Raw genomic sequence first — 11,699 nt, 5'->3', positions numbered from 1 at the left:
TCGGGTCGCTTGATGGCACTTCTGGCCATGGTGGTTTCTGTCGCGGTGACTGCTCAGGTGGTTGCGGCGCTGCCGGCGTCCGCGGTGGCCAAGCCGCAGACCGGTGAACGGCCCAAGACGCAGAAAGAGCATGCGGTCAAGACCCGCAAGGTGAGAGCGAAGCCGCACGACATCGACACGTCAAAGGGTGCGCGTCCCGACTTGCGCGGGAGCTGGCCCAAGCCGGGCAGCGCGGTAGTCGACTTCGCTCCATCGGTGAACGCGCAGAAGGACCAGGAGCAGGGACAGGCGACGTCCAGCCCCAGTGCCTCAGCATCAAGCCCTCGCACAGCGACGTCCCCCAGCCCTGCTGCCCGGACGGCGCCGACTTCCCAGGTGGCTGCGCCGCAGCAACCAGTGCGAGCCGGGTCCCTGCCGGTTTGGATCGGACGTCCGCAGCAGCAGGCCAAGCTGCCTTCGGGCGCTGTCATGCCGGGCCGCGTGAAGGTTCAGGTGTTGGACTCTAAGACTGCGACAGGCGCCGGGCTGTACGGCGTGGTGATGAAGGTCGGAGCCGATGCTTCCGCGACCGCTCAGACGGGAGCCACCGCCGCGGCGGCCGGGGGCAGGGTTTCGCTGTCGCTGGATTATTCGGGTTTTCGTGGCATGGGCGGTGCCGGCTGGGCGCAGCGCCTCCACCTGGTGAAACTTCCCGAGTGTGCGCTGACCAGCCCGCGCCGTACGGGATGCCAGCCGCAACCGCTGGCCGGTTCGAGCAATGACGCGCGCGCCAGCCGGCTCAGTGCGGATCTGGACGTTCCCGCCGCCACTCAGCAGCCGATGCTCCTGGCAGCGGTGGCGGGTTCCTCCGGCCCGGCCGGTGACTACTCGGCCTCGTCGTTGTCGCCGTCGTCTACGTGGCAGGTCTCCAACCAGTCCGGCGCGTTCTCCTGGTCTTATCCTCTGCGGGTCCCGCCGTCTCTGGCGGGTCCCACCCCCACCATCGGTCTTTCCTACTCTTCGGGTGCCGTGGATGGCCGGACGTCCTCTACCAACAACCAGACGTCCTGGCTGGGGGAGGGCTTCGACTACTGGCCCGGTTATGTCGAGCGCAAGTTCAAGTCCTGCTCGGACGATGGTCAGACCGGTACTCCGCCGCCGGGCGACCAGTGCTGGGATGACTATCACGCCACCCTCTCGTTGAACGGCTCGTCGCTCGAGCTGGTGAGGGACGACTCGACCGGCAAGTGGCGCCCCAAGGACGACGACGGTTCCAAGATCGAATGGCTGTCCGGTGCCGCGAACGGTGACGAGGGCGGCTCGTGGGACGTGGGTGAGCACTGGCGGGTCACCACCGCGGACGGCACCCAGTACTACTTCGGACTCAACCATCTGCCGGGCTGGGCCTCGGGCAAGACCGAGACGAACTCGACCTGGACGGTCCCGGTGGCCGGTGACGACTCTGGGGAGCCCTGCTACGCATCGACCGGTTTCAAGGATTCGTTCTGCAACCAGGCGTGGCGGTGGAACCTGGACTATGTCGTCGACCCGCGCGGCAACGCGATGTCGCTGTGGTACGGCGCTGAGACCAACTACTACGCCAAGAACAAGACCGCCAGTCCCGCCAGCCCCTACACCCGGGGCGGCTACTTGTCGCGGATCGACTATGGCCTGGCCAAGGACAATCTCTTCACGGCCAAGGCGCCGCAGCAGGTCGTATTCGATGTTCAGGAGCGCTGTTTCAAGGGTGCTACCGAGTGCGCCGACGCCAAGTTCACCGTGGCCAACCGTGCCAACTGGCCGGACGTCCCGGTCGACCAGAACTGCGCCAAGGACGCTACATGCAGCAACAAGTTCTCTCCGACGTTCTGGACGCGTAAGCGGCTGGCCGGCATCACCACGCAGATCCTGAACGGGACGACTTACAAGCCGGTCGACACCTGGGCGTTCGACCAGTCGATCGTGGCCGCTGGAGACACCTCCGACCCGTCGCTGCGGTTGAACGGGATCACACATACCGGCAAGGCGACCGGCACGGGGGTCGTCGGCGGTGCCATTTCGCTGCCGAAGGTCAAGTTCGGGTACACCCAGATGCCCAACCGGGTGGACGGTATCGGGGACTCGTTGCCCGCGTTCCTCAAGTGGCGTCTGGTCAACATCGACAACGAGTCCGGTGGCGGCACCAACATCACCTACTCGCCGAGCGACTGCACCAAGGACTCGCTGCCGTCGCCGCAGGACAATACGCGATTGTGCTTCCCGCAGCGGATCATCCGCCCGGGAGCCACCGACCCGAAAGACCTGATCACCGACTGGATGCACAAGTACGTCGTCACCGACGTCAGTAACGCCGACTACGTCGGTGGCGCTTCCGCTGAAGATACGCACTACAAGTATCTGGACAAGCCTGCCTGGCACTATGCCGACGATGACGCTCTGGTGCCAGCCCGGCTGCGGACCTGGTCGCAGTGGCGTGGCTACTCGCAGGTGCGCGTCCTGCACGGCTCACCGTCCGGAAAGCAGACGCGAACCGACTATCTGTATTTCCGTGGAATGGACGGAGACCGCGCCAACGCCGATGGCACGCAGACCAAGACGGCGAAGATCGTTGACTCCGAGGGTACTGAGTTCGACGACCGGGAACGGCTCCAGGGTTACCTGCGTGAGCGGATCCAATACAAGGAGGTCTCGGGCGGAGAGCTGTCCGGGACCATCAACACCCCTTGGGAGCACGGCCCGACCTCCACCCAGGGCAAGACCACAGCGTGGATGATCGACACGGCCCGGACCAGGTCGCGGACCGCGCTGAACGCGCCCGGCTCGTACCAGCGCACCGAACTCGTCAAGGAATTCAACGACGACGGCACGGTCAAGCAGCAGTGGGACAAGGGCGACACGGGCTCTGCGGTCGGTGACGGCGATGATAAATGCACCCAGACCACCTACACCGGCAACTCCGCCAAGGGCATCACGTCCCTGCCCGAACGGGTGTGGACAGTAGCCAAGCCGTGTGGCCAGGATCCCAAGTATCCCGATGACGCGGTCTCGGACACCAAGACGACCTACGACCTCAGCTACGGCGAGCCGACCAAGACTGAAGAGGCCGACTCCTATTCCGGCTCGACGCCGACCTACGTCACCACGACGCAGACCACCTACGACTCGCTGGGCCGTCCCAAGGACACCTTCGACGGGTTGAATAACAAGACCAGCACTACTTACACCGGGACCAGCCTGGTCACCGGCCGTACTGTCACCAACGCGCTCAACCAGGCCTCCACCCAGACGATCGAGCCGTCCTGGGGCTTGCCGGTCACCACCAAGGACGCCAACGGCAACACCTCCACGACCCAATACGACTCCCTCGGCCGGGTCGTGAAGGCCTGGGGGCCGGGCCGTACGACCGACAAGACGCCGAACGCCGAGTTCGCCTACCAGATGACCCAGAACGCGGCGACGGCCATCACCACCAAAGAGCTGATGCCCAACGGGCAGCAGAAGACCAGCTACCAGCTGCTCGACGGTCTGCTCCGGCCGCGTCAGACGCAGGAACCCAGCGCCTCCACCTACCGAGTTGTCACCGACACTTACTACGACAGCCGCGGTCTGGTCTGGAAGACCAACCAGCCCTACGTCGACAAGACCGGAACGCCGGGCACCACCCTGCTGACGCCGACCCAGGACAACTCGGTGCCGGGCCAGACGATCATCACCTACGACGGTGCAGAACGCCCGGTCGTCAGCACTCTCTACAGCTACGCGACCGAGCAGTGGCACACCACGACCGCCTATGGCGGTGACCGCACCACCGTCACCCCGCCCAAGGGCGGAATCATGACCACCGCGATCACCGATGCGCGCGGGAAGACGGTCGAGCAGCGGCAGTACAAGAACGGAACGGTCAGCGACGACCCGGCCGACTACAACGCCACCAAGTACGCTTACACCCCCGCCGGTGAACTGTCGGCGGTCACCGACGCCGCAGGAAACCAGTGGAAGTACACCTACGACCTGCACGGCAACAAGAAGACCCTCGACGACCCAGACAAGGGTCTGACCAAGGTCGACTACAACGCCGCAGGCGGCATCGCCAAGACCACCGACGCCGAGAACCGCACGCTGAAGTTCACCTACGACGCGCTCGGCCGTAGGACCTTCGAGCACCAGGTCGCCACTGACGGCACCGAGACCAAGCTCGCCGAGTGGACCTACGACACCGTTACCGGCGGCAAGGGGATGCCCGCCAAGTCGATCCGCTGGTCGGGCGGGCAGGCCTACACCCAGGAGGTCACCAAGTACGACGCCGCGTACCGGCCGCTGGAAAGCCAGGTCACCATCCCCACCACCGAGGGCAACCTCGGCAAGACCTACCAGACCAGCCTCACCTACGACCCCGACGGCAGTGTCGACACCCTGACCATGCCCGCGGCCGGAGGACTGGCCAAGGAGACCGTCACCAGCAACTACAACGCCCTCGGCCAGGCCACCACAGTCAGCGGCCTGGACGCCTACGCTCAAGGCGCGGCCTACACCGACTTCGGTGAACTCTCCCAGCTGTCGCTCGGCACGTTCACCTCCAAGCGGGTCTGGCTCACCAATTACTACGAGGACGGCACCCGCCGCCTCCAACGCTCACGCACCGACCGGCAGGACCAGCCCGTCGGCGACGACGACGTCAACTACAGCTACGACGCCGCCGGCAACATCACCAAAATCGCCGACACCCCCACCAGCGCAGCCGCCGACGTCCAGTGCTTCCAGCAGGACAACCTCCAGCGCCTCACCCAGGCGTGGACCGCCACCGACAACTGCGCGCAGGCCCCGACGAAGGACAACGCCAAGCAGATCATCGGCGGCGCCCAGCCGTACTGGCAGACCTACTCCTACGACAACATCGGTAACCGCACCGCCAGCGCCGATCACGACGTCACCGGCGACACCACCAAGGACCACAACAGCACCTACGACTACAACACCTCCAGCCAGCCCCACACGCTGGCCTCGATGACCACCAGCTGGGGCGGCGACGGCATCCCCGAAAGCGGCACCGCCCAGAACACCTACGGCTACGACAAGGTCGGCAACACCACCACCCGCAAGATCGGCGGCGACGACCAGAAACTGAGCTGGGACGCCGAGGGCCGCCTGAGCAAGGTCACTGAACCCGACGGCAGCGGCGGTACGAAGACCAGCACCTACCTCTACGACGCCAACGGCAACCTGCTGATCCGCAGTGACGCCAACAGCTCCAAGACCCTCTTCCTGGACGGCCAGGAACTCGCCATGGACAGAGCGGGCACGGTGGCAGCCACCCGCTACTACAGCCACGGCGACAACACCATCGCGGTCCGCACCGCCAAGGGTGTTTCCTGGCTTATCCCCGAGCGTCAGGGCAGTGCCCAGATCGCCATCGACGCCAAGACACAGAACATCACCCGGCGCCGCTACCTGCCGTTCGGCCAGCTGCGCACCAACCCCGACAGCTGGCCCGGCACCAAGTCCTTCGTCGGTGGAACACCCGACCCCAACACCTCGATGGTCCATCTCGGGGCCCGCGAATACGACCCCGACACCGGCCGCTTCGCCTCCACCGACCCGGTCTTCGACCCGACCGACCCGGCGCAGATGAACGGTTACGCCTACGCCAACAACAACCCCGAAACCCTGTCCGATCCCAGCGGCCTTTCCCCGTGCCACCGCGACGGAAGCCAGTGCGAATACCCCGGCAGCCCCGGAAACGGAACTGGAGCCAACTCCCAGACCGGGTCCGACCGATGGACACTCCGTAAGGGCAACAGTGACCACCGCAATGGCAACGCCTACTGGACAGGTCGCGGCGGATCATCGGACGCCGAAGCGGCTGCTGCTCGCCGTCAAGCGCTGGAACAGGCCGCCAGAGCCATGCGCGCCCGGGTCGCCAAGGCACAGTCACGCCTGGCCAACGCCGCCCAAGTGATCGCCAAGATCGCTGCAGACGAACTCGGCATCACCGCGGGCCTCGATTGCCTCACCACCGGCGACCTCAGCTCCTGCGGTGAAACCGCCCTCAACGTGATCTCCTCCTTCGCCGGAGGCCTCGCTGGCAAGCTCGTCGCCAAATACGGTCTCAAATGGCGCAAGGCGGCGCGCCTGGTCAAGAGCCTCTACAGCGCTACCAAGGAAGTCGTCGCCGGCATCAAGGACTGGATCAAAGCCCGCCGAGAGCTCAAGGTCGCCGAAGAAGCCCTCGAGTCCGCCGGCTCATGCGCTCTCAACAGCTTCACACCCAACACGAGAGTCCTGCTGGCCAATGGCAAATCGAAACCCATCAGTGAGGTCAAACCCGGTGACAAAGTCCTCTCCACCAACCCCAGAACCGGCAAGACCACAGCCAAGATCGTCACAGCCAGATTCTCTGGCAAGCATTACAAGAACGTCGTCCAGTTGACCATCGGCACCGGCGTCGTCAGCGCCACCGAACACCACCTCTTCTGGGACCCCGACCGCCACAGCTGGATCCGTGCCGACAGCCTTCGACAGGGTGAGTCCGTTCGCACCCCAAGCGGACGATCGATCCGGGTTACGCAGACCGCCAACAGTCTTTCTCTGCCAGTCGTTTACGATCTCACCGTTGCGGACATGCACACCTTCTATGTGCTTGCGGGCTCAACGCCTGTGCTCGTGCATAACTGTGCGGGCTGGATTGACGGACACCATCCGAGCTGTCTCTGCGCCCGAGGTGAAGAGCCCGTTCTCAGTGAGCCGCCAGTTCCAGACGCTACTGAGGTCGATGATTTTACGCGCCATGCTACGCAGCGTCTGAAGAACCGTGGGGTTTCGGCGGAAGATGCACAGTCTGTGCTTGGTAGAGATCCCTTCTCTTACCGCCATGACGGGCAGTGGAAACTTGGTTACTATGATCCTGGGACCAAGGTATTTGTGGCGAAGACGATCGATGGAAATGTGAACACAGTGATGGTTGATGTGACTCAAGCCTATATCGATCGCCTTGCGGGGGGTTAACCGTGGCGGATCTCAAAATTACCTATGACCAGAAGGCGAACGCCGCATACATCTATCTGGCCGACCCGGAAGGTAATTCCCGGGTGGCGCGCATGTATCCATGTGATCCAGTCGAAGTCGAGGGGATGATCAATCTTGACTTTGACGAAGATGGAAGGCTCATTGGCATAGAGGTCCTGGGTGCCGATTCAAAATTGCCTCGGCGATTGCTTGAAGCGGCCGAACGGATTAATGACTGAACCTGACTGCTAAATGTGTGAGCCAGTCAACGGCTGCTCTCTAAATGGAGGGGCGTTTGGGGTGGATATTGCTGTTCGGCTGTATATATGGATATGATTCCTTGCTGTAAATCTGGTTACAGGGAAGGCCGAGTGGAGCGCTGACTGCTGCTGATTGCTGGGCAGGGAAATGCCTTCGCTTTCAACTAACAGCATCGTCATCGAGAGTTTCTTTATAAGGGAATTCAATTTGCTGAGATCTCTAACTATTTTGTCGCTGACGTTGGCTGCCACCTCTCTCGCTGGGTGTGGTGGAAGCTCGGACGGCAAAAGCACCTCAGGGTCACCGGTGTCCAGCGGAACTATCGTCGCGCGTGTCAGTCCCTCGAGCCCCGCTCAAGAGTTGGTCGTCTATCACGACGAGGCTGCAGGAAATGATGTCACCGTGGCGGCGCTTCGTAAGGTGATATCGCAGATGCCAAAGAGTCTTTCCTGTGATGATCTGCTCAAAGGTGGCAAGCTGATGGGCAATACCTATCCTAATGGCGAGGCTCTCTATCTGAAGGTCTGTAACACGGTCCGCCGTGGGTGACCTGGACTAGCGTGACCGCCAGCGGGATGTGGCTCGGCGACGAACGGTCTGGCCATCAGGTGGACGGACCGTTCGTCATCCGGTTCGAGCGTCAACGTCTACCGGGCGACGATGAACATGCCGACCTTCGGGTACCGGCTCTTCTTGGTGTAGACGGTGAGGACGAGCGGCGCCTGACCACGTGTGCACGAGCACCACGTCCCGTTCCAGCAGCTCGGGTTCTTGAAGCTGCGATACGCCTTGTACGCTACGACGTGTTCATCGGGCTCGAACACCAACTTCTAGAGCATTTCCACGACTTCACCGCGAAGGGCCACGCCGCCTCCGGCAGGAACTGAAGGAGGAGGCGGCCAGCTTCCTCGGCGAGCGACGCCGCGAACTCGGCTACCACTGACCGGGTCAGCTACGAACGACCGCCGCAGTGGTCGATGGTCGAAGGGTGGTCGGAGCAAACTGGTCTGAGACCATGACGCGCATGATTACCCCCTCCCGGGTTGTGGTTCGTCGACCAGGTGGTCGGTACCGAGACGCTGTTCGCAAGTACCGGATCGAGTTGAATGGTCACCGTGTCGCCGTGATCAAGGCCGGGGAGCGACAAGCCATCGACGTCCATCCGGGAACCCACAGCTTGCAAGCTCACATCGACTGGAGCGGGCGCCCTGCCCTTGCGTTCTCGGTACTGCCTGGCGATACCGCATGGTTAGAGGTGGAGCCGGCCGGTAATGCACTCCAGTTCTGGCAGGCGTTCACCCGGACCAGGTATCTCCGGCTAACCCTGCAACGCGTCGGCACGACCTGACTCGCCCCCAGAATCGGAGCATGGGTCACGCTGGCCAGGCGGCGGTTTTGGGTGAGGGCGAGTCGTTGGCGCTGTGGAGGGGGAGAACCACGCCGGTGGCGGCGTCGCCGAGCCGGTATGAGTAAGCGCCCGATCTTTTCGGAGATCACGACGCGCGCCGTGGGGTCCGACCTTGCCGACTGGGGAACTCAGGCGCTGGACGGCTGAGGGACTCCGAGACTTCTCACACGTTCTTAGAGTGTGTGAGGGAGCGCTCTGCGAGCGGCAAAGTTGCAGGTCGGGTGGTAGGTTCCGGGTAAGTGTCAGGGTTTTGGGTCTTGGTGATCTGGAGCCTGGCGGAGGTGAGGTTGGGTCGGGGACTCATAATCCCTGGGTCGCGGGTTCGAGTCCCGCCCGCCCTACCAAACGCGCTTCCACCAGGCGAAACTCCGGATCACCTAGTCCCGAGGCCTCCCAATTGGGGCCGTATGACTAGGGGAGTCGGGGACTCAAACTGGTCATTTGGCCCTCCCGTGGGTGGTAGAGGCACCTGATCGTTCAGCAGCGGGCGGTGGCTGACCATCTGGCAGAGCTGGCGCTGCCGCGTGGGGTGCCCGCAGGCATGAAGAAGCCTCCGGTAACGCGGGGGCCTGGGCTTCAGGGTGGGGCCCGACTACTTCGGCCAGGACTCACGGCGAACCCCCTCCCCGCTGAGCCGGCGGATCGACCGCGGGCTGAGCCGGTGGGGGATCAGGGGCCGGAGGCTGAGTCTGGCCTGTCAAGATCCGAAGTGTTTCGAGGGCCGCCTTGCGGGCGGCTGGGGTGGCCTTGGTGCGGTTCGCCTTGAAGGCGACCCACGCGATCAGGCCGACATAGGTGATCGCAATCGTTAGTGCAGTGATCGCCACGGGGGTGTTCCCCTTGATCGCTGCTGCACTCGACGCCAGGCCGGGGATCCCAGCTAGGCGTACACCACCGAGGGTGCACGCATACGGTCACCCTGCCCCTCCTTCTGCCAGGTAGGCCCTGTCTCCCGTACCCGTTACGGGCAGTCCCAGGGCAGCCAGAACGATCCGTGGCAGATCGCATCGCCTAGCTCTCATCGCTCAAGAGGGGGTCCACGTTGGCCCCTCTTAGTCGACGCTCCACCTGCTTTTCCCTCAGGCGAATGGCCTGCCATTTCTGCTTGGTGGCGCAACCAAGATCTATGACAGGCGTCCGGGTTGAGCATTTCCGACTTTACCAAGTCGCGCAGCGCACGGAGGGGCCTCAACTCCGACTCCGTAAGGCCGAAGAGCTGGCCGGCCAGGCCCAACTCGACGTTCCAGACCCGCTGTCGCCACCGCTCCACCTCGGCATGCCGTTGCGTCTGCTCTTGCTCGCAGATGACCCCGGTAGGCAGGGCGGGCAGCCCGCACGTAGATGCCGGTTGAGGTGCGACGCGACTGCCCCGCGTTCGTTATTGGTGCGGGCTCCCACGAGGCCCGGGAGGATCTCCCGGCCGCCGACGGCCGCGGCGCATGTGTCTGGGTACGGTGCGGGCTGAGGCTTCGTGCGGTGGCCGTACCGCTGCGGTGCTCGCGCTGCTCATTCCCATCGGCCCGCTGGCCGTCGCGATCCTGCGCGGTGTCCTGCCCTCTTCCACCACCGACGACTCCGCCGGCAAGGTCGCCGCTCACCAGGGCCCCAAGGCGCCGTGGTCTGGCTCACCCTTGTCGCCATGCTGACGCTGATGCCGGGAACGATCGCGATCGGCGTGCCGGCCGCACGCATTGGGCTCGACCCGGGCCCTACGGCACGGCTCCTTGACGACGTCCAGGGTCTGCCGGCCATCTCGCTGGCGAGCGTGTTCTTGGTCCTCGGTCACATCCTCGGAGCGGTGTCAGTTGACATGAACTAAGTTCGGTTGATAGAACTTAGTTCAGTAGGAAGAACTTAGTTCATCGATCGTCCGGGGGTGTGGGATGCGGGTTTCTGTTGTTGGGGCTGGTCTGGGGGGTCTGGCTCTCGCGCAGGGTCTGCGTGGGGCCGGGATCGAGGCCGAGGTGTTCGAGCGCGATCCGGGGATCGCGGCGCGTTTCCAGGGATACCGGCTCGTGCTGAATCCGATCGGGTTCCAGGCTGTGCGCGACTGCCTGCCGGTGCGCTGGCACCCGCTGCTGGACGAGATCGTCATGGACGCCTCCGCTGAGCAGCTCGTTCTGGATCCGCAGCTGAACGAGATCGGCAGGCTCGGCGCGGGGCGGACCGGCATCGTGGTCGACCGGCAGGTGCTGCGGCACTTGTTGCTGACCGGCCTCACGGTGCACACCGATGCCGCGCTGACCGGCTACGACGTGCTGGGCGACGGTGGTGTTCGGGCGCGGTTCGGCCAACGGGATTCGGTCGCTGCTGACCTGCTTGTGGGGGCGGACGGCGTTACTTCGGCGGTGCGCGGGGTGTTGTCGCCGGAGACTGTGCCGACTGACACCGGCGTTCGGTTCGTCATCGGCCGCACGCCGTTGACCGACGAGTTCGCCGGTCTGTCCAAGGCGTACGGCTCGAAGATCGCCGGTGACGGCGTCAGCCTGCTGCTCGGCGCGATGCGGTTTCGTATGCCGCCTAAGCAGGCCGCCGAGCAGCTGGCGCCCGAGGTCACGCTGCCCGACATCGGCGACTACGTGCGCTGGGCCATGATCCTTCCGCCGAACGGCTCGCTGGAGGACCTGACCGCGCAGGAGGCCGTGCTGTCCAGGATGGGCGGGTGGCATCCGGAGCTGCGCGCGCTGATCGAGCAGGCCGACCCGGACAACAGCACGCTGCTGTCCATCCGGGTGGTCAAGCCCGGCGAGCGCTGGGCCTCTGGTCCGGTCACGCTGCTCGGCGACGCGATCCACGCCACGTCTCCGACCGGCGGCAACGGCGCGAACACCGCGTTGCGCGATGCCGACCTGCTGCGTCGCTGCCTGATCGACGTAGATGAGGGCCGCCAGGATCTGCTCGGAGCGGTCGGCGACTATGAGCGGCAGATGTTCGAGTACGGCGCCGAGGCTGTGCGCAGCAGTCTGGAGAAGCTGCCCGCCTTCGCCCCTGAAGCGAAACTGTCCTGAGGCCGAGCGCTGGACTGACCGGAAGCGGGGGCTCCTGGCTC

At 64.4% G+C, this 11,699-nt stretch carries 7 protein-coding genes and 1 pseudogene; 7 read left to right on the top strand and 1 reads right to left on the bottom strand.

Annotated elements, in window-relative coordinates; all coding sequences use genetic code 11:
• Nucleotides 1-12: 12 nt before the first annotated feature.
• The 3 genes from J4573_RS04715 (at nt 13) to J4573_RS04705 (ending at nt 7,791) form a co-directional block, all read left to right on the top strand.
• Complete coding sequence (locus tag J4573_RS04715; RefSeq protein WP_208253993.1) at nt 13-6,981, top strand: polymorphic toxin-type HINT domain-containing protein; 6,969 nt, start codon at nt 13-15, stop codon at nt 6,979-6,981.
• Nucleotides 6,982-6,983: 2 nt separating this feature from the next.
• On the top strand, nt 6,984-7,220 hold the full coding sequence (locus J4573_RS04710; protein WP_208253992.1) for a DUF2283 domain-containing protein: 237 nt from the start codon (nt 6,984-6,986) through the stop codon (nt 7,218-7,220).
• 169 nt (nt 7,221-7,389) lie between these two features.
• Nucleotides 7,390-7,791 carry a hypothetical protein gene (locus J4573_RS04705; protein ID WP_208253991.1) on the top strand — a complete coding sequence of 134 codons (402 nt, stop codon included), beginning with the start codon at nt 7,390-7,392 and terminating at the stop codon, nt 7,789-7,791.
• Nucleotides 7,792-7,889: 98 nt separating this feature from the next.
• On the opposite strand, the gene J4573_RS04700 is transcribed toward J4573_RS04705, so the two are convergent.
• Complete coding sequence (locus J4573_RS04700) at nt 7,890-8,066, bottom strand: hypothetical protein (RefSeq protein WP_208253990.1); 177 nt, start codon at nt 8,064-8,066, stop codon at nt 7,890-7,892.
• A 299-nt stretch (nt 8,067-8,365) separates the two neighbouring features.
• Here J4573_RS04700 and J4573_RS04695 point away from each other — a divergent pair, with 299 nt between their 5' ends.
• From J4573_RS04695 to J4573_RS04685, 4 genes and pseudogenes are all read left to right on the top strand, one after another.
• The gene (locus J4573_RS04695; RefSeq protein ID WP_208253989.1) at nt 8,366-8,590 is read left to right on the top strand and encodes a hypothetical protein; all 225 of its coding nucleotides are present in this window, start codon (nt 8,366-8,368) and stop codon (nt 8,588-8,590) included.
• A gap of 1,699 nt (nt 8,591-10,289) precedes the next feature.
• Complete coding sequence (locus tag J4573_RS04690) at nt 10,290-10,469, top strand: hypothetical protein (RefSeq protein WP_208253988.1); 180 nt, start codon at nt 10,290-10,292, stop codon at nt 10,467-10,469.
• 64 nt (nt 10,470-10,533) lie between these two features.
• Nucleotides 10,534-10,650, top strand: a pseudogene (locus J4573_RS56610) (NAD(P)-binding protein); the annotation flags it as partial.
• Nucleotides 10,651-10,665: 15 nt separating this feature from the next.
• The gene (locus tag J4573_RS04685; RefSeq protein ID WP_307796495.1) at nt 10,666-11,658 is read left to right on the top strand and encodes an FAD-dependent oxidoreductase; all 993 of its coding nucleotides are present in this window, start codon (nt 10,666-10,668) and stop codon (nt 11,656-11,658) included.
• The last annotated feature ends 41 nt before the right edge of the window (nt 11,659-11,699 follow it).

Source organism: Actinomadura barringtoniae (assembly GCF_017573505.1).
Taxonomy (GTDB): Bacteria; Actinomycetota; Actinomycetes; order Streptosporangiales; family Streptosporangiaceae; genus Spirillospora; species Spirillospora barringtoniae.
Note: the sequence above shows the minus strand (reverse complement) of the source record. Positions and strands in the feature narration are given on the sequence as shown.

What these genes read in the sequence shown, in the direction of transcription:
- J4573_RS04715 (WP_208253993.1), top strand. Translation starts at nt 13, where the DNA reads ATGGCACTTCTGGCCATGGTGGTTTCTGTCGCGGTGACTGCTCAGGTG.
- J4573_RS04705 (WP_208253991.1), top strand. Translation starts at nt 7,390, where the DNA reads ATGCCTTCGCTTTCAACTAACAGCATCGTCATCGAGAGTTTCTTTATA.
- J4573_RS04690 (WP_208253988.1), top strand. Translation starts at nt 10,290, where the DNA reads ATGCTGACGCTGATGCCGGGAACGATCGCGATCGGCGTGCCGGCCGCA.